The sequence below is a fragment of the Rhizobium sp. BK491 genome, assembly GCF_014194925.1.
Lineage (GTDB): Bacteria > Pseudomonadota > Alphaproteobacteria > Rhizobiales > Rhizobiaceae > Rhizobium.
Map to the genome: position 1 here is coordinate 403,204 of NZ_JACIAR010000002.1, position 17,695 is coordinate 420,898.

Below are 17,695 nucleotides of genomic sequence, written 5' to 3' on the forward strand. Positions count from 1 at the left end.
TGGATCGCCCGACATCGCGGTCACCTCCTTTAATCAAAGATTGAAGCCGCTGATGTTTCAGTTGACGGCTGATCGTCAGCGGGTTCTTCTTCGCGTCGCGGCCGGTAAAACCATGTGCGCCTGAGTCGTTCGGCTAAACCATCCTGCGACAGGCGATAAAGATTCATTCCAACTGTTTTATCATGCATCTCAACGCCTTGTGCTCGAAGAGATTCTTTGATCTTGTTTGCCTCGATGCCTTCTTTTCCAGCCTCTTTAAGCTTTTGAAGGACCATTTCCTTGATATTGGGTGCACCCGTATCAGTCTCGGGCATTTGGCTTATAGGCTGAAGCGCCGTCTCGTTCGTTTCGCCGCCATCGGAAAGAAACGGCGCTGCTCTTGCGCTTGCAACGGTCACGGGCAGCGGATTCAAGGTAAACGGTTCATAGAACGGAGCCACTTGAAAGGCTTCCGCATAGACCTCCTCGCCAACCGCAGCCTTAACCTTGTCCCACAAATCGGGCTCCTCTGAAAACCCAAACACGGCCAATGCCGCGCGCAGAGTCCGAATGGTGTGGTGAGCTTCGGCTAATTTCTGCTGCGCATGTTGCAACGCTGCCTGCGAAGCTTCCGCCAACCGACCGGCGTCAATCAAGCGGACTAGTAGTCCGCGAATGGCCTGGATTTCATATTCCTTCAGCATCACTGATTCCTTTCGATAGTAGCCTGACAGGAATCTCGTTGTGATGCAAGATGGGGACATCATGATTTACACATCAGATGGGTTTTTGATGTGGTTATCTACGTTATTCACCCTGCCAAGCTTGAAAGAAATAGCACGTCCCATTCGTCTAGCGGTCTAGGACGGCACATTCTCAGTGCGCAACGAAGATTCGAATTCTTCGTGCGATACCAACTTCATCCAGTGAGGAAGACTGACGATCAGGGTTATCTCGCTCAGATCGTGGACGTATTTGTGCCGCTTGGCAGGTACGCAAGGCCAATATTGATACCGAAGCCGAACATAGCTCGCTCTATTTGCCAGACCATGTGGCCGACAGCCTCGATGCCGTAAAGTTTGTGAAGATTTCGAATGGCAGCGGTATCCGTCACGAAGCGAAGCAGGTCGAAATCCAGATTACGCTGCCCGCTCGCCCCAGGATAAAGTGCGGAAGATGGATAGTGTCACAATTTCAGTGACATGACCTTATCATTCGCAAATCAACGTCGATGGCGTGACAGGGAAACGCGATAAAAATCGGAAGAAAAATGGTGCCGCTTACGTGACTCGAACACGTGACCCCATCATTACGAATGATGTGCTCTACCGACTGAGCTAAAGCGGCATTCTGCGGAGCATTCGGTTCGGCCCCGCGATTTGCATGGCGCTGATACAGTCTATGCGGTCAGATTTCAAGCGCTCAAATTGCCATTTGGCAAAAAAGCGGGGGGACTTGTGAAAATAGCCCCGCTTTTCAGTGCCGGTCAAAGCACCAGCCGGGCGCGTGCCTGTCGGTATTCTCTCTCCAGCCGATCGATGAGAGCGGATACGGGCTGGATGGACTTGACCGCGCCGATGCCCTGGCCGGAACCCCAGATATCCTTCCAAGCCTTCAGGCCTGTCGTGGCGGCCTCGAAATCCATTTTGGAAGGATCGGCCTCGGGCAGCTTGTCCGGATCGAGGCCCGCGGCGCGGATGGAGGGTTTCAGATAGTTGCCGTGCACACCGGTGAAATAATTGGAATAGACGATATCGGCAGCGGTGCCCTCGACGATCGCCTGCTTGTAGGTGTCGGCAGCGCGGGCCTCCTCCGTGGCGATGAAGGGCGAGCCGATATAAGCAAGATCAGCGCCGGCAGCTTGCGCCGCGAGGATCGCGCCGCCGGTGGCGATGGCACCGGCCAGCAGCAACGGCCCATCGAACCATTCGCGGATTTCCTGCACCAGCGCGAAGGGGGAAAGCTGGCCGGCATGGCCGCCGGCGCCGGCAGCGACGGCAATCAGCCCGTCCGCACCCTTGCGGATCGCCGAATTGGCATGCCGGTTGTTGATGATGTCGTGCAGCACGATGCCGCCATAGGAATGCACAGCCGCATTCACCTCGGGCACGGCGCCGAGCGAGGAAATGACGATCGGCACCTTGTATTTCACACAGAGCATCAGATCGTGTTCTAGGCGCTTGTTTGACGTATGGACGATCTGATTGACTGCAAATGGAGCTGCCGGACGATCCGGATTTGCGGCATTATAAGCGGCAAGATCCTCGGTGATCATCGCAAGCCATTCGTCGAGCTGGCTTTCCGGGCGCGCGTTCAGCGCCGGAAACGAGCCGACGACACCGGCCTTGCATTGCGCCAGCGTCAAGGCGGGATGAGAGATGATGAAGAGAGGCGAAGCCACGACCGGCAGGCGCAGGTGCTCGGTCAGGATCGAGGGGAGGGTCATGAACATCATCCATTTTGACGTTTACGAAAACGTCAAAATGGATAGCAGATGTCTGCCGAGAGGGGAAGATGGTGGAGGAGGCAGGCAAGAGTAGGAGGCAATGGGCAATAGTGCCTGACCGTCCCGGTCCGACACCTTCGCCTACTGCTGCTGCCTACCGGCACCCCATTTGTGTCGTCTTTGCCATTTATCCCCGCCCTAGTGCCCTTAACCCAAGGCGGAGGCTTGCGTATTGCAGAACGGGGCGTTACCGAATCCGGTTAACGATTGATGAAAATATGGCTGCCTTGCCAGCGGGCTATGCAAGTATGGTGCGAGTGAGCGTAAAGGATCGGATGTGAGCGGATTAGAAACGGCCATCAGAAGCGCGTTGGATCGGTCTGATCGCGCCAATCCGGAAATTCGGGCTCGCATCTATCAGTCGGCACGGCAGGCGCTGGAAGCCGGTCTTCGCAAGCAGGACATTACCGATGTCAATGTCGTAGCCGCCCAGCGCCAGCGTCTTGAGGCGACGATCCGCGAGATCGAGGCCGAGGAGCGCGCCCGCCCCGCGCAGGGGATACCGGTTTCACCGGAGCTGGACGCTCCGCACGTTTCTCCATCCGCGCCCAGGCCTGAAGCAAGCCAGGCTGCCGCACGGCCGCAGGAGCCCGTCATGAGTGTGCGCGGGGAAACACGCGATCCGCCGATGTCGGCTGGCCCTGCCGTTCCGGTGGAGCCGATGTCGGCCGAGCGGGCGGGACGTGAAGATGATTTCGGCGATATGCGCGCCGGTCCCGCCGATCATCTCGGTGCGGACAGCGATGTGCGTCCGACGGCCGATGCGCGGCCGGCGCGGTCGATGAACTTCAAGCCGGAGCGCGCGGCCGTGCGCCGCAAGCCGCGCAAGTTCTTCTCGCGCTTGCTCGTCTTCTGCATTCTGCTTGCCTTCCTCGGCGTCGGTGCCTGGTGGATCAAGACCTCGGGCGTGCTCATGTCCGCCGCCCAGCGGGATACGAGCGTGCCCAATCCGCCGGCGCATGTCGATTCGCAGGATTTCAGCGGCAACAGCAACGACGACGACACATCGGATCAGGACGACAATAGCGGTCCGGTCAATCCGGGTCTTGCCACCATCGATCCACAGAACAGCTTCTCCGCGGAATGGCTGGAGGTATTGAAGCCCACCGACGCGCCGAAGGTTACCACCAGCCCGCAATCGAAGGCCGAAAACGTATCGGAGAATGAAGGGCCGGCCGTGAGGCTGACCTCGCTCAGCAGCGGCCCGGACGGCAGCGGCTCAATCGAGGTGCCCGTCAATGTACTGCAGCAGATGGCCGGCAAGGCCTCGACGGTCGCTCTGACATTGCAGTCCACCTCGGATGCACCGACGCAGATCACGGTGGAGTGCGATTTCGGTTCTCTCGGCCGTTGCGGCCGGCATCGTTTCACCGTCAGCCGGCAAAAGACGGATTCGCTGTTCCAGGTCAAATTTGATCGCGCTATGGCGCCGACCAGTTCAGGGCGCCTGATCATCAACAGCGATGTCGATGGCAAGGCCCGCGGTGTCAATATCTACGCCATCCGCGTCCTGCCCGGGCAATAGAGCGTTTCCACTTTTCTTTGAATCGCGAAACCGCTCTATGCTCGTATTTCTCAACGCATTCCTGACGGAAAACCGCTGCGCATTTTTCCTGGAAGTGCTTTAGGCCCGGGCCACGCGTCGAACTCGTCAGGCGAGGATATCCGATCCCATGCCTAGGATTTTCTCGTCGATTTCGCCGATGGCCTTCTTGTCCTTGCCGTCATAATCGAGCGTCAGCAGAATGTGACGGATAAGGTTCAGGCGCGCGCGCCGCTTGTCGTTGGCGCGCAGGACGGTCCAGGGTGCGTGGTCCGTATGCGTGTCCTTCAGCATGCGCTCGCGCTTCTCGCTGTAATCCTTCCATTTCGGTAGGGCGGCGATATCCATCGAGGAGAGCTTCCAGACTGCGCGTGGATCGTGGCGCCGGTCGTGGAAACGCTTCAGCTGCATCTCCCGGCCGATATCGAGGTAGAATTTGAAGAAATGGATGCCGTCCTGAACGATGAGTTTCTCCATCTGCGGCGCCTGCTTCAGGAACTGCTCGTATTGCTTCGGCGTGCAGAAGCCCATGACTGGCTCCACCCCGGCGCGGTTATACCAGGAGCGGTCGAAGAGCACGAATTCGCCCGCCGTCGGAAACTGGGCGACATAGCGCTGGAAATACCATTGGCCGCTTTCGCGGTCGGTCGGCTTGGTCAGCGCCACCACGCGCGCCAGACGAGGGTTCATATGGGCCGAGGTCGCAGCGATCGAGCCTCCCTTGCCCGCGGCATCGCGTCCCTCAAAGAGCGCCATCACGCGCTTGCCGGTCGCCTGCAGCCAGAACTGCACCTTGATGAGTTCGATCTGCAGCGTTTTTAGCTCATCGAGATATTCTTCTTCCTTCAGCTTCTTCTTGTAGGGATAACCGCCCGAGGTCAGCGCCTCGTCATCGATCCAGCTCGGCAGCACGGGGTCATCGACATCGAAGATGCGCTTGATGCCGTGGATATCCAGCTCCACCGCCCGGCTCTCTGTCTTCTCCCCCATATCTCGGCTCCTCGGCTGTTTACATGGCGTTAACCCTGCCGCCGGCGGCGGCAAAAAGCTTGGCCAGAAAACTGGGGCATTTATTCAATAGTTTCAAGCCTTTTGCCGCCGCCCTCTTTTGCCGGCTACATTTATTTTTGCCAGTTACTGGCTTCTGTGGATAGAGCCGAATACTTCTGTCATGAATCGCAGATAAGACGCGGAATCCAGCGTTCCATGATGGCAGGCGAAGGACGGCGCAGTTGGAAGACGAATGGTCATTTGTCAGGAAGTTGGCGGTGCGGCTGCGGCAGGAGAGCGCCATCCTGGTTCTGGCGACGCTGATTGCCGCGCTCGCCCTCGTCGAAGGCATCAACACCGGCGCCGTATTCTGGATCTGGGCGATCGTCATGATCGTCACGCTCATTCGTCCGCCGCTGGTCGAGCGGGTGGAGGTGCCGTCACAAGCCGAACCCGCGCCTGCCGATGCGCAAACCCTGTTGCGCACCGCCTTTGCGGGACTTGCGGCGCTCGATATGCCGGTGCTGATCATCGATCGCGAGGCGTCGGTGCTGGTGCAGAACATGGCCGTCGAAAAAGCCTTCGGTGCCTTTCCGATCGGCGCACATATTTCCTCCAAGCTGCGCTCGCCGGGTCTGCTCGATATGGTACGCGAGACCATCGCCACCAATGCGCCGAACCAGATCGAGCATTCCGAGCGACTGCCATCGGAGCGGGTCTATGTCGTGCGCATCGCGCCGATCGATCTGCCTGAGATCGACAGGCAGGAAGATGCGCTCTTTCTGCTCTCGTTCCGCGACATATCGGAGTTGCGCCACATCGATCGCATGCGTTCGGACTTCGTCGCCAATGCCAGCCATGAATTGCGCACGCCTTTGGCATCGCTGCGCGGCTTCATCGAGACGATCCAGGGGCCTGCCAAAGCCGATCCGAAGGCGCAGCAGCGTTTCCTCGGCATCATGTTCGATCAGACGACCCGCATGAGCAGGCTGGTGGACGATCTCCTGTCGCTGTCGCGTCTGGAGTTGAAGTCGCATATCGCGCCGGATCAGAAGGTGGATCTCGTCCCCTTGCTCGGTCATGTGCGTGACTCTCTGCTGCCGCTTGCGGGGGATCTCGACGTGAGCATCAATCTGCATTTGCCGGTGGGCAAGGTGGAGGTATTGGGGGATAGAGACGAGCTTGTGCAGGTCTTCGAGAACCTGATCGAGAATGCCTGCAAATACGGCCAGGAAGGCAAGTCGGTGGAGGTTTCGCTACTCAGCGGTGCCGGCCAGGCCGTCGAAGTGGTCGTCTCGGACAAGGGGCCGGGCATACCCGCAGAACATGTGCCGCGCCTGACCGAGCGCTTCTATCGCGTTAACGTTGAGGACAGCCGGTCCAAGAAGGGGACCGGTCTCGGGCTTGCCATCGTCAAGCACATTCTGACCCGCCATCGCGCCAGGCTGATCGTCAAGTCGGAAGTCGGAAAAGGTACTGACTTCACAGTCCGCTTCTGACAACCTCCACCTATCCCAGTATGGGCGGCGATTTATCCAAATTATATCAGGCATATAGCCTGTCATAATTGTTTCACTCGCCTGACATAAAAGGGCGGTGTTTTCGCCAGTAAGAATGGACTGCTGAAAAAGTGGATGTGGCCTCCACCTCGGCGCTCTTCAAAGCTCATCAGGGGGATTGGTTGTGAATGCTTTGAAAATGTCCGTTCTTGCGCTGGTTGCATCGGTTGCCCTTGTCGGCACTGCAACCGCCCGCGATCAAATTCAGATCGCCGGCTCATCGACCGTATTTCCATATGCCAAGATCGTTGCCGAAACCTTCGGCGAGACCTTTACCGATTTCAAGACTCCTGTGGTCGAGTCCGGCGGCTCCGGTGCCGGTCTGAAGGAATTCTGCAAGGGTGTCGGAACGGATTCCATCGACATCGCCAATTCGTCGCGCCCGATCAAGGATAGCGAAGTCCAAGCCTGCAAGGCCGCCGGCGTCACCGATATCCAGCAGATCAAGATCGGCTATGACGGCATCGTCTTTGCCTTCGACAAGAGCAATCCAGACATCAGGTTCGAACCCGTCGATCTCTATAAGGCGATTGCCGCCGAAGTGGTCGTCGATGGCAAGCTCGTCGCCAACCCCTACAAGAAGTGGTCTGAGATCAATCCATCGCTGCCGGATTTTGAAATCGCTACCTATATTCCGGGTGAGAAGCACGGCACGCGCGAAGTCTTCGAAGAGAAGGTGCTTGCCGCCGGCTGCAAGGCTTCTGGCGCAGCCGATGTCATCAAGGCCGCAGTCTCCGATGCGGCTCAGCAGGCGAAAAAATGTGTTGCCGTGCGCAAGGATGGCGCCGCCGTCGATATCGACGGCGACTATCCCGAGACGCTGGCCCGCATCAATGCCAACAAGCACGGCATCGGTGTGTTCGGCTTGTATTTCTTCCAGAACAACGCCGACAAGCTGAAGGTTGCCACCGTCAGCGGCATCGTGCCTTCGGGTCAGACGATTGCCGATGGCACCTATCCGGTATCGCGGCCGCTGTTCTTCTACGTCAAGAAGGCCCATCTGGGTGTCATCCCGGGGCTCAAGGAATATGTCGATTTCTTCACGAGCGATCAGATGATCGGACCGGACGGTCCGCTGGCGGAATATGGCCTCGTGCCGGCGCCGGATGCTGAGCGCGACCAGATCCGTAAGGATGTCGCGGCCGGGAAGATCATGTGAATGCTGAAGGGTCGAGCACCGGTGCGGCTTTCCGCTGTGCCGGCGTTCGCCGGGGAATGGGAATGAGTGTATCGCTGCTGCTGCTCTGCTTGTCGGTCATCGGCGCCTCCGCTTTCGTGCTGGGGCGGGTGAGGGCGGCTGCGCTGTCGGGCGGCAGGCCCTCATCCATGCATTCCCGGCTCGGTTATCACGGGGCCTATGCCGCTATATGGGCTGTGCTTCCCGCTCTCGCGCTCGTCTGCGTCTGGCTGATCGTCAGCCCCATTGTGATCGATCGCGTAGTGACGAAATCCTTTCCTGAGGAAGTAAGGTCTTTGCCGCAGGCGGAGCTCAATCTCAGCTACGGCATGGTGCGCAGCATCGCCCATGGGATGCGCATGCTCGATAGCCAGGAGCTCGCCGATGTCGATGGAGGCAAGGCTGATCTTCAGTTGCTGCTGGCGCAGAAGGGCGTTCCGCTCGCCGTTCGCCCCACGGGCTACATGATCGACGCCGCCAACAAATATAATGGCATGCGCGAAGTGAGCCGTATGGTGATGTCGGCAGCGGCAATCGTCCTATCGCTGCTTTGCGCAGCCCACGGCCTTCGTGCCATCGCCCCACGTTTTCGCGCCCGCAACCGGGTCGAGCAGGTCATTCTCGGAGCCCTGATCGTCGCTTCCTCCATCGCGGTGCTGACGACGGTCGGCATCGTCGTTTCCATGCTTTCGGAAGCGGCGCGTTTCTTTAGCATGGTGCCGGCCAGCGAGTTCTTCTTCGGCACGGTCTGGGACCCGCGCTTCGCCGGCGCCGGCACGCAGACTTCAGGCACCTTCGGCCTGATCCCGCTGCTGGCGGGCACGATCTATATCGGGCTCGTTGCCATGCTGTTTGCTGTGCCCATCGGCCTGTTCGCGGCGATCTACATGGCCGAATACGCCTCGGCGCGCGTCCGCTCCATCGCCAAGCCGATGCTGGAGGTCCTGGCCGGCATCCCGACGATCGTCTACGGCTTCTTCGCTCTTGTCACCGTCGGCCCCTTCCTGCGCGATATTTCAGCCGAGATCGATGGCTTGATGACGGGCAACTATAGAAGTTTTATCGAGGCACAGAGCGTTTTGACGGCCGGCTTCGTCATGGGCATCATGCTTATCCCTTACGTTTCTTCGCTGTCGGACGATATCATCATGGCCGTGCCGCGCTCGTTGCGCGACGGCTCGCTCGGCCTTGGTGCCACCCGTTCCGAAACGGTCAAGCGCGTGCTCCTGCCGGCCGCCCTCCCGGGCATCGTCGGCGCGCTGCTGATGACCGCATCGCGGGCGATCGGTGAAACCATGATCGTGGTGCTGGCGGCCGGCGTGGCCGCGCGCATGCAACTCGATCCCTTCGAACCGATGACGACGGTCACCGTGAAGATCGTCAACCAGCTGACCGGCGATCTGGAGTTCACCTCGCCGCAGACGCTCGTCGCCTTTGCACTCGGGATCACGCTATTCTTCCTGACGCTGTGCCTCAACGTCTATGCGCTCTACATCGTCCGTCGATATAGGGAGCAATACGAATGAGCGACGTCGTATCCTCCTCTCAGCTCAACATGCCGCGCGGCCTGACGCCGGGTGCGTCGCTGCGTCGCGATATCGGCATCAGACGGCGCTATGCCGCCGAACGCCGCTTCCGCGCCTATGGGCTCACTGCCGTCATTTTCGGCCTTATCTTCCTCATCATCCTGATCTCCACCGTGGTCCGCACGGGTTATACCGCCTTCGTTCAGACCTCGATCAACCTGCCGATCGAATTCACCGAGAAGGTGATCGACCCCGCAGGCAAGCGCGCCAGCGATCCGAAGGTGCTGGTATCAGCCAACTACCCGGTATTGGTGCGCGACGCGCTGATGAAAGCCTTGAGCATCGATCCCGCCAATCGCGCGCTCGTTCGCGAGGCAACGGCGATGGTGTCGGACAGTGCCAGGATCGCGCTGCGCGACAAGGTCGTTGCCAATCCCTCGATGATAGGGACGACGCAGAACGTCACCTTTCTTGCCAGCTCCAATATCGATTCAGCCAACAAGGGCCAGATCGATCTGACAGTCGATGAGAAGGATCGCAAGATATCCGACCGCCAGGTCGCCTGGATGAAGCAACTCAGCGAAAGCGGCGCGCTTTACAAGGCCTTCAACAGCGGTCTCTTCCTGTCGGGCAACTCGAGCCGGCCCGAAGCCGCCGGGCTCGGCGTCGCTCTGATCGGCTCGTTCTACCTGATGCTGACCGTTCTCGTGCTTGCCTTGCCGGTCGGCGTCGCCGCCTCGATCTATCTGGAGGAGTTCGCGCCGAAGAACCGGCTGACGGACCTGATCGAGGTCAATATCAACAATCTCGCGGCCGTCCCATCGATCGTCTATGGCTTGCTGGGTCTCTCGGTCTTCATCAACATGATGGGTCTGCCGCGCTCGGCCTCGCTGGTCGGCGGTCTCGTGTTGAGCCTGATGACGCTGCCGATGATCATTATCGCCACACGCTCGGCGTTGCGGGCCGTGCCGCCGTCGATCCGCAGCGCAGCGCTCGGTCTTGGTGCATCGCGCATGCAGATGGTCTTCCATCACGTGTTGCCGCTTGCGATGCCCGGCATTCTGACGGGCACGATCCTCGGGCTTGCGCACGCGCTTGGCGAGACTGCGCCGCTGCTTCTGATCGGCATGGTCGCCTTCGTCGCCAACTATCCGGCATCGCCGCTCGATCCTTCGACGGCGCTGCCGGTGCAGATCTACATGTGGGCGAGCGAAGCCGAGCGTGCCTTCGTCGAAAGAACGTCCGGCGCCATCATCGTCCTGCTCTTCTTCCTCGTCGCGATGAACATCGGTGCCATCCTGCTGCGCCGCCGCTTCGAGCGGCGCTGGTAAGGGAGGGCCGGGGAATGAACATGATGACGGAAGCCGCAAGCGAAAGAGCCTTGGCCAAGAAGATGACCACGATCCCTTACAAGATGATCGGCCAGGACGTTTCTGTGTTCTACGGCGACAAGCGGGCGCTCTTCGACGTCAATCTGAAGATCCGCGCCAATACCGTCACGGCTTTGATCGGCCCTTCCGGTTGCGGCAAGTCCACCTTCCTGCGCTGCCTCAACCGCATGAACGATACGATCGAGACCTGCCGGGTCACCGGCAAAATCACGCTCGACGATCAGGATGTCTACGACGACAGCATCGACGTGGTGGAGTTGCGCGCCCGCGTCGGCATGGTCTTCCAGAAGCCCAACCCGTTCCCAAAGTCCATCTTTGAGAACGTCGCCTACGGCCCGCGCATCCATGGCCTGCATCGCTCAAAGGCCGATCTCGAGCATATCGTCGAGACCAGCCTGCAGAAGGCCGGTCTCTGGGGCGAGGTCAAGGATCGGCTCCATGATGCCGGCACGAGTCTATCGGGCGGTCAGCAGCAGCGTCTGTGCATCGCCCGCGCCGTCGCGGTCAGTCCGGAGGTCATCCTGATGGACGAGCCATGCTCGGCGCTCGATCCGATCGCGACCGCCAAGGTCGAGGATCTCATCCACGAGCTGCGGGAGAATTTCACCATCGTCATCGTGACGCATTCCATGCAGCAGGCAGCCCGCGTCTCGCAGCGTACCGCAATGTTCCATCTCGGCCATCTGGTCGAGGAGAACGACACCGATAAGATGTTCACCAATCCCGACGATTTCCGCACGCAGGATTACATCATGGGCCGTTTTGGTTGATGATGTCAGGCGCGCGGCTCATTTCACACAGTTCACCTTGAGGATAGAAAAATGGTCTCCACTCACATTCTCTCTGCCTATGACGAAGACCTGAAGTTCCTGACGCGCCGCATTGCTGAAATGGGCGGCCTGGCAGAGCAGATGGTTAGCGACAGCGTACGCGCGCTGGTCAATAGCGACGCTGCCCTGGCCCAGAAGGTCATCTCCGACGACGTCGTTCTCGACCATGCCGAGCGCGAAGTCGGCGACAAGGCGATCGTTACCATCGCCCGCCGTCAGCCGATGGCGGCGGACCTGCGTGAAATCATGGGCTCGATCCGCATCGCATCCGATCTGGAGCGCGTCGGCGATCTCGGCAAGAACACCGCAAAGCGCGTCATCGCCGTCCAGGGCACCGGTGTCCCGCGCCGTCTCGCCCGCGGCATCGAGCATCTCTCCGAACTGGCGCTGAGCCAGCTCAAGGAAGTTCTGGATGTCTACGCGACCCGCTCGCCGGACAAGGCCGTATCGATCCGCGAACGCGACGAGGAAATCGACGCCATGTACACCTCGCTCTTTCGCGAGATGCTGACCTACATGATGGAAGATCCGCGCAACATCACCACCTGCACGCATCTTCTCTTCTGCGCCAAGAACATCGAGCGCATCGGCGACCATGCCACCAACATCGCCGAGACGATCTATTACATGGCGACGGGCGCGCAGCCGGAAGGCGAGCGCCCGAAGGACGATACCGCCAATACCGTCGGCGCAGTGACCGAATAATCCGAAAGCGAAGAAAGGAGACCATAGGCGCATGGTTCCGAGAGTTGCTGTTGTAGAAGACGAGGAAGCGCTCAGCGTTCTGCTGCGCTACAATCTTGAGGCCGAAGGCTTCGAGGTAGACACGATCCTCAGAGGCGATGAGGCCGAGCTGCGTCTCCAGGAGCGCATCCCCGATCTCCTGATCCTCGACTGGATGCTGCCCGGCGTATCGGGCATCGAGCTCTGCCGCCGGCTGCGTATGCGGCCGGAGACGGAGCGCCTGCCGATCATCATGCTGACGGCCCGCGGCGAGGAAAGCGAGCGCGTGCGCGGGCTTTCGACCGGCGCGGACGATTATGTCGTCAAGCCGTTCTCTACGCCGGAGCTGATGGCTCGCGTCAAGGCGATGCTGCGGCGTGCCCGCCCGGAGGTTCTCTCCACAGTGCTGCGTTGCGGCGATATCGAGCTGGATCGCGAAACCCATCGCGTCCACCGCAAGAGCCGCGAAGTGCGGCTGGGGCCGACGGAATTCCGCCTGCTGGAGTTCCTGATGTCCTCGCCGGGCCGGGTCTTCTCGCGTTCGCAGCTGCTCGACGGCGTATGGGGTCACGATATCTACGTCGACGAACGCACGGTCGACGTCCATGTCGGCCGCCTGCGCAAGGCGCTCAATTTCTCCAATATGCAGGATGTCATTCGCACCGTTCGCGGCGCGGGCTACTCCATGGAGGCCTGAACGGCGATACCCGATCAGGCATCAACATAGCGGCGGAAACAGAAAACGGGCCTCAAGGGCCCGTTTCTTTATCTTAGTCATCAAGCCTCTCAGCCACGCGGCTGGGCCGGCCTACGCCGCTCATGCACCGGCTGGTAGGCCAGGCGCTGATGGTAGGTGCAGTAAGGCGATGAATCTGGGCTCTCGTTGCCGCAGAAATGGAAATCGTCCTTCAGCGGATCGCCGACCGGCCACTTGCAGGTGCGCTCCGTCAGTTCCGTCAGGCCGAGGCGGCGGGAGATCGGAACGACGACGTTCGATGCCGGGCGATACTGGATTTCGTTGACGGAATCGATCTCGATCTCTTCCTTCAGCATGGTTGCGCCCTGCTGGCGGGCAACCACCGTGCGGGTAGCAACGCGCGATCCGTAGGTCGCAGCGCGAGGTGCCGCTGCGCTGCGCTTCGGCGTGCGCGCTGCGGTTGTCGCGCCGCCCGCCTTCGCTCGGCCGGGGAGGTTCAGGCGATGCACCTTGCCGATGACGGCATTACGGCTCACGCCACCGAGCTGCGCAGCGATCTGGCTGGCGCTCAACCCTTCGGACCATAGCTTTTTCAGCTTCTCGACGCGTTCGTCTGTCCAATTCATGCCCTGTCTCCGCTGTCGCGTTTCCGATGGCAGAATCCCTCACCATTGCCTCGCATGGTATCGAGGCGCGAAACGCTCTAAAATTGTGGTGACTAGTTCCGCCGCATGCAGTCTAGCAATTGGTTTTTAACCTAGTGTGAGGCTGACTCCGTGACAAGAGTCGCGGGAATCTTGAGGAATCGATTTCGAGGTTTTCCCCAACTTGCTGTCCGGGCGTGGCATTTCTGCCATAGGCGCCGCCCGACGCATCTCTTTTGCCGGCAAGCGTTTTCTCGCACCTGCTAAAACGGCAGTTTTGTTGACATCGCGGTGCAAAACATCAATAGTGCCCAAGCCGCCGCAAGGCGGCATTTTTGATTTTTTCGGACCCGTTTCATCAAATGGAAGCGATCGGTCCTTAAAGTTGTGATCAGGAGATATGGCCATGGCCGAGACCACGCCGCTTTACGACACCTACTTGCGCGCTCCGCTGCGGTTCGAGCGAGGCGAGGGCGTCTGGCTGGTCACTGAGAATGGCGAACGCTACCTCGATTTCGCAGCCGGCGTCGCGGTCAATTCGCTCGGTCATGCTCATCCCCATCTTGTCGCCGAGCTGAAGGCGCAGGCCGACAAGGTCTGGCACCTGTCCAACCTCTATGAGGTGCCCGGCCAGGAGAAGCTGTCGAAGCGGCTGACGGAAGTGACCTTCGCCGACAAGGTTTTCTTCACCAATTCGGGCGCGGAGGCGCTGGAGTGCGCCATCAAGACTGCGCGGCGCTATCAATTCGCCAAGGGACATCCCGAGAAGTTCCATATCATCACCTTCGAAGGCGCCTTCCACGGCCGCACCATCGCAACGATCGCCGCCGGTGGCCAGGAAAAATATATCGAAGGTTTCGGCCCGAAGGCACCGGGCTTCGACCAGGTGCCCTTCGGTGATCTCGACGCCGTCCGCGCTGCCATTACCGATGCGACGGGCGCTATCCTGATAGAGCCGGTGCAGGGCGAGGGCGGTATCCGCCCGGCGACAAACGAATTCCTGCGCGGGCTGCGGGAGATCTGCGATGAGCACGGCCTGCTTTTGATCCTCGACGAAGTACAGTGTGGTGTCGGCCGTACCGGCAAGCTCTTTGCCCATGAATGGTCCGGTATCAAGCCTGACATCATGGCGGTCGCCAAGGGTATCGGCGGCGGTTTCCCGCTCGGTGCGTGCCTTGCGACGGCGGAAGCCGCTTCCGGCATGAAGGCCGGCACGCATGGCTCGACCTATGGCGGCAATCCGCTTGCCATGGCAGTCGGCAATGCGGTTCTCGATATCGTGCTTGCCGAAGGCTTCCTGCAGCATGTGCGCGATGTCTCGCTGGTCTTCCGCCAGGGGCTCGCCTCGCTCAAGGATCGTTTTCCTGACATCATCGAGGACGTTCGCGGTGAAGGCCTGATGCTCGGCATCAAAGCGGCCATTCCGCAGGCGGAACTGCTGCAGGCGATCCGTGCCGAGCATCTGCTCGGCGTTCCGGCCGGCGACAACGTCATCCGCCTGCTGCCGCCGCTGGTCGTCACTGCCGAGGAAGCACGCGAAGGTCTCGCCCGCCTGGAGCGCGCCGCCGAGCGCGCGCGCGCTGCCCGCACCAAGAAATCGGCTTGAATTCAACGCCCGCTGTCGGGGCGTTCCTGCCCCACGCGGGCGTTATTGTTTTTTCTGGAGCACAGGTAAGGACATGGCTTCTCCGAAACACTTTCTCGATCTCTCTGCCGTTCCGGCTGCCGATTTGCGCAACATCATCGATGACGCGATCGTCCGAAAGAGCGCGCAGAAGGCCGGCACGGCCGACAGGCCGCTTGCCGGCAAGATGCTGGCGATGATCTTCGAGAAGCCGTCCACCCGAACCCGTGTCTCCTTCGATGTCGGCATGCGGCAGCTCGGCGGCGAGACGCTGTTCCTCTCCGGCACCGAAATGCAGCTTGGCCGCGCCGAGACGATCGGCGATACGGCGAAAGTGCTGTCGCGCTATGTCGATGCGATCATGATCCGCACCACCGATCATTCCCGCCTGTTGGAGCTGGCGGAACATGCGACCGTTCCGGTCATCAATGCGCTGACCGACGATACGCACCCCTGCCAGATCATGGCCGATATCATGACCTTCGAAGAGCATCGCGGCCCGATCAAGGGCAAGACGCTTGCCTGGACGGGCGACGGCAATAACGTGCTGCATTCGCTGATCGAAGGGGCCGCCCGTTTCGGCTATCGCATGAATATGGCGGTACCCCTTGGTTCCGAGCCGAAGGATCACTATCTGAACTGGGCCCGCAACGAGGGCGCCGAAATCATGCTCTCGCATGATGCAGACCGTGCGGTCGCCGGCGCTGATTGTGTGGTAACCGATACCTGGGTTTCCATGAATCAGGAGCACCGGGCACGCGGTCACAACGTCTTCCAGCCCTATCAGGTCAACAAGGCTTTGATGGCACAGGCCGGTAAAGACGCGTTGTTCATGCATTGCCTTCCAGCCCATCGCGGCGAAGAGGTGACGGACGAGGTGATCGACGGTCCGCAATCCGTTGTCTTCGATGAGGCGGAAAACCGCCTTCATGCGCAAAAGTCGATTCTTGCTTGGTGCCTGGGCGCGATCTGAGGATATGAAGCCGCGTTTTAAGGGCGCGGGCGCAGTAGGAGTAAAGCAATGGCCGAAAATGCAGCCTCGCTGGGTCAGTTTGATTTCGCCGGTGACGATCACGTCGTTCCCTTCCAGGTGGAAGGTCTGGACGTGCGCGGCCGTGCCGTGCAGCTCGGTCCGCTGCTGGACGCGATCCTTGCCCGGCACGATTATCCGACGCCGGTCGCGCGGCTGCTCGCCGAAGCCATCGTCCTGACCGTCCTGCTCGGTACGTCGCTGAAATTCGAAGGCAAGTTCACCGTGCAGACCAAGGGCGACGGTCCCGTCGACCTTCTGGTCGCCGATTTCTCGACGCCGGAAAACGTTCGGGCCTATGCGCGTTTCAATGAAGAAGCGCTGGCAAAGGCAGTTGCGGAAGGCAGAACCGAGCCGGAGCAGCTGCTCGGCAAGGGCGTGCTCGCTTTTACCATCGATCAGGGCCGCTTCAGTCAGCCTTATCAGGGTATCGTCGCGCTTGATGGCGCTTCGCTGGAGGAGATTGCCGGCACGTATTTCCGCCAGTCGGAACAGATCCCGACGCGCGTGCGTCTGGGCGCTGCAGAGCTCTTCGATCGCGATGAGAACGGCAAGCCGCGTCACCGCTGGCGTGCCGGCGGCCTGATCGCGCAGTTCTTGCCGGAAGCGCCCGAGCGCATGCGCCAGCCGGACCTGCATGGCGGCGATGGCGATACCGGTGGGCGCGATCATGCCGAGGATGATGCTTGGGCGGAAGCGCGCAGCCTGGTGGAAACCATCGATGCAGATGAGCTGACGGATCCGCAGGTCGGCACCGAGCGGCTTCTCTATCGCCTCTTCCACGAGCGCGGCGTCCGCGTCTATGAACCGAAGGCCGTCTATGACCGCTGTTCGTGCTCGCGCGACAAGCTGAAGGGCGTCTTGAAAGGTTTCTCAGCCGAGGAGATCGAGGCCAGCCAGGAGAATGGCGAGATCGCCGTCACCTGCGAGTTCTGCTCGACGACCTATCGCTTCGAAGTGTCGGAAATAGAGGTGGCATGAGGTCGCTCAGTTCAGCGTACGCAGCAGGTTAGGCGTATCCAGTGAAAAGGCGGGGATCTTAACATGGAATTGCTCCCCGCCGTCCGTTTCCATCTGGTAATGACCGAACATCATGCCTGATGGTGTATCAAGTGGACAGCCCGAGGAATATTCATAGGTATCGCCGGGCTTTAGGTGCGGCTGCTCGCCGACCACGCCGGGGCCTGTCACTTCATCCACGATGCCGTTCATGTCGGTGATGTGCCAATAGCGCGTTACCAGCTTCACGGCTTCCTTCGAGTGGTTGGAAATGACGATGCGGTATCCCCAGACATAACGGTCATCATCCGGATCGGATTGCTCCTCCAGATAAAACGGCTCTACAACCACCTCGATGTCGCGTGTTAGGGCGCGATACATGCCTGACACCTTGCCACTGCCCTGAAACGTCGAGCGCTCCTTGAAGCCGCATCGCCGTTTCAGCATTTTTAAGTTTGCGGCATATTATCCGCTTTC

The 17,695-nt window shown here is 60.1% G+C and carries 16 protein-coding genes and 1 tRNA gene; 11 read left to right on the top strand and 6 right to left on the bottom strand.

Annotation, left to right across the window (positions count from 1 at the left end; all coding sequences use genetic code 11):
* Positions 1-29: 29 nt before the first annotated feature.
* The 3 genes from FHX05_RS09865 to FHX05_RS09875 all read right to left on the bottom strand — a co-directional run bounded on the left by FHX05_RS09865 (position 30) and on the right by FHX05_RS09875 (position 2,425).
* Positions 30-683 carry a hypothetical protein gene (locus FHX05_RS09865; protein ID WP_183871430.1) on the bottom strand — a complete coding sequence of 218 codons (654 nt, stop codon included), beginning with the start codon at positions 681-683 and terminating at the stop codon, positions 30-32.
* A gap of 567 nt (positions 684-1,250) precedes the next feature.
* A tRNA-Thr gene (locus FHX05_RS09870) sits at positions 1,251-1,326 on the bottom strand.
* A gap of 139 nt (positions 1,327-1,465) precedes the next feature.
* On the bottom strand, positions 1,466-2,425 hold the full coding sequence (locus FHX05_RS09875) for a nitronate monooxygenase family protein (protein WP_183871431.1): 960 nt from the start codon (positions 2,423-2,425) through the stop codon (positions 1,466-1,468).
* A 337-nt stretch (positions 2,426-2,762) separates the two neighbouring features.
* On the opposite strand from FHX05_RS09875, the gene FHX05_RS09880 reads away from it, so the two are divergent.
* On the top strand, positions 2,763-4,010 hold the full coding sequence (locus FHX05_RS09880; protein ID WP_183871432.1) for a hypothetical protein: 1,248 nt from the start codon (positions 2,763-2,765) through the stop codon (positions 4,008-4,010).
* 126 nt (positions 4,011-4,136) lie between these two features.
* Here FHX05_RS09880 and ppk2 read toward each other — a convergent pair whose 3' ends face one another.
* Positions 4,137-5,018 (bottom strand): polyphosphate kinase 2, encoded by an 882-nt coding sequence (gene ppk2 / locus FHX05_RS09885; protein ID WP_183871433.1) that lies wholly within the window; start codon positions 5,016-5,018, stop codon positions 4,137-4,139.
* Positions 5,019-5,290: 272 nt separating this feature from the next.
* Here ppk2 and phoR point away from each other — a divergent pair, with 272 nt between their 5' ends.
* The 7 genes from phoR (at position 5,291) to phoB (ending at position 12,921) form a co-directional block, all read left to right on the top strand.
* Positions 5,291-6,517 (top strand): phosphate regulon sensor histidine kinase PhoR, encoded by a 1,227-nt coding sequence (phoR, locus tag FHX05_RS09890; protein ID WP_183872410.1) that lies wholly within the window; start codon positions 5,291-5,293, stop codon positions 6,515-6,517.
* Positions 6,518-6,701: 184 nt separating this feature from the next.
* Positions 6,702-7,736, top strand: coding sequence for a substrate-binding domain-containing protein (locus FHX05_RS09895; RefSeq protein WP_183871434.1), 1,035 nt, complete (start codon positions 6,702-6,704; stop codon positions 7,734-7,736).
* Between the two features lie 62 nt (positions 7,737-7,798).
* The gene (pstC, locus tag FHX05_RS09900; protein WP_183871435.1) at positions 7,799-9,280 is read left to right on the top strand and encodes a phosphate ABC transporter permease subunit PstC; all 1,482 of its coding nucleotides are present in this window, start codon (positions 7,799-7,801) and stop codon (positions 9,278-9,280) included.
* A gap of 29 nt (positions 9,281-9,309) precedes the next feature.
* Positions 9,310-10,611: a phosphate ABC transporter permease PstA gene (gene pstA / locus FHX05_RS09905; protein ID WP_183872412.1), complete on the top strand. Its 1,302-nt coding sequence runs from the start codon at positions 9,310-9,312 to the stop codon at positions 10,609-10,611.
* Between the two features lie 14 nt (positions 10,612-10,625).
* Positions 10,626-11,441: a phosphate ABC transporter ATP-binding protein PstB gene (gene pstB, locus FHX05_RS09910; RefSeq protein WP_112608007.1), complete on the top strand. Its 816-nt coding sequence runs from the start codon at positions 10,626-10,628 to the stop codon at positions 11,439-11,441.
* 51 nt (positions 11,442-11,492) lie between these two features.
* Positions 11,493-12,206: a phosphate signaling complex protein PhoU gene (phoU, locus tag FHX05_RS09915; RefSeq protein WP_015338719.1), complete on the top strand. Its 714-nt coding sequence runs from the start codon at positions 11,493-11,495 to the stop codon at positions 12,204-12,206.
* A gap of 31 nt (positions 12,207-12,237) precedes the next feature.
* A complete protein-coding gene (gene phoB / locus FHX05_RS09920) occupies positions 12,238-12,921 on the top strand; it encodes a phosphate regulon transcriptional regulator PhoB (RefSeq protein WP_004128368.1) in 684 nt (227 codons plus the stop codon).
* 89 nt (positions 12,922-13,010) lie between these two features.
* On the opposite strand, the gene FHX05_RS09925 is transcribed toward phoB, so the two are convergent.
* Positions 13,011-13,547, bottom strand: coding sequence for a GcrA family cell cycle regulator (locus FHX05_RS09925; protein WP_112608009.1), 537 nt, complete (start codon positions 13,545-13,547; stop codon positions 13,011-13,013).
* A gap of 424 nt (positions 13,548-13,971) precedes the next feature.
* Here FHX05_RS09925 and FHX05_RS09930 point away from each other — a divergent pair, with 424 nt between their 5' ends.
* The 3 genes from FHX05_RS09930 to FHX05_RS09940 all read left to right on the top strand — a co-directional run bounded on the left by FHX05_RS09930 (position 13,972) and on the right by FHX05_RS09940 (position 17,200).
* Complete coding sequence (locus FHX05_RS09930) at positions 13,972-15,171, top strand: aspartate aminotransferase family protein (protein ID WP_112608011.1); 1,200 nt, start codon at positions 13,972-13,974, stop codon at positions 15,169-15,171.
* Between the two features lie 73 nt (positions 15,172-15,244).
* Positions 15,245-16,162 (top strand): ornithine carbamoyltransferase, encoded by a 918-nt coding sequence (argF, locus tag FHX05_RS09935; RefSeq protein WP_112608013.1) that lies wholly within the window; start codon positions 15,245-15,247, stop codon positions 16,160-16,162.
* A 48-nt stretch (positions 16,163-16,210) separates the two neighbouring features.
* Positions 16,211-17,200 (top strand): Hsp33 family molecular chaperone, encoded by a 990-nt coding sequence (locus FHX05_RS09940; RefSeq protein WP_112336595.1) that lies wholly within the window; start codon positions 16,211-16,213, stop codon positions 17,198-17,200.
* Between the two features lie 6 nt (positions 17,201-17,206).
* Here the strand turns inward: FHX05_RS09940 and apaG are convergent, their stop codons facing one another.
* Positions 17,207-17,599, bottom strand: coding sequence for a Co2+/Mg2+ efflux protein ApaG (gene apaG / locus FHX05_RS09945; protein ID WP_015338724.1), 393 nt, complete (start codon positions 17,597-17,599; stop codon positions 17,207-17,209).
* Between the last annotated feature and the right edge of the window lie 96 nt (positions 17,600-17,695).

Bases quoted from the DNA above. Each gene is read 5' to 3' on its own strand.
- pstC (WP_183871435.1), top strand. From the start codon at position 7,799: ATGAGTGTATCGCTGCTGCTGCTCTGCTTGTCGGTCATCGGCGCCTCC.
- phoB (WP_004128368.1), top strand. From the start codon at position 12,238: ATGGTTCCGAGAGTTGCTGTTGTAGAAGACGAGGAAGCGCTCAGCGTT.
- FHX05_RS09925 (WP_112608009.1), bottom strand. From the start codon at position 13,547: ATGAATTGGACAGACGAACGCGTCGAGAAGCTGAAAAAGCTATGGTCC.
- pstB (WP_112608007.1), top strand. From the start codon at position 10,626: ATGAACATGATGACGGAAGCCGCAAGCGAAAGAGCCTTGGCCAAGAAG.
- ppk2 (WP_183871433.1), bottom strand. From the start codon at position 5,018: ATGGGGGAGAAGACAGAGAGCCGGGCGGTGGAGCTGGATATCCACGGC.
- argF (WP_112608013.1), top strand. From the start codon at position 15,245: ATGGCTTCTCCGAAACACTTTCTCGATCTCTCTGCCGTTCCGGCTGCC.
- pstA (WP_183872412.1), top strand. From the start codon at position 9,310: ATGCCGCGCGGCCTGACGCCGGGTGCGTCGCTGCGTCGCGATATCGGC.
- FHX05_RS09940 (WP_112336595.1), top strand. From the start codon at position 16,211: ATGGCCGAAAATGCAGCCTCGCTGGGTCAGTTTGATTTCGCCGGTGAC.
- FHX05_RS09930 (WP_112608011.1), top strand. From the start codon at position 13,972: ATGGCCGAGACCACGCCGCTTTACGACACCTACTTGCGCGCTCCGCTG.
- FHX05_RS09865 (WP_183871430.1), bottom strand. From the start codon at position 683: ATGCTGAAGGAATATGAAATCCAGGCCATTCGCGGACTACTAGTCCGC.
- phoU (WP_015338719.1), top strand. From the start codon at position 11,493: ATGGTCTCCACTCACATTCTCTCTGCCTATGACGAAGACCTGAAGTTC.
- apaG (WP_015338724.1), bottom strand. From the start codon at position 17,599: ATGTATCGCGCCCTAACACGCGACATCGAGGTGGTTGTAGAGCCGTTT.
- FHX05_RS09875 (WP_183871431.1), bottom strand. From the start codon at position 2,425: ATGACCCTCCCCTCGATCCTGACCGAGCACCTGCGCCTGCCGGTCGTG.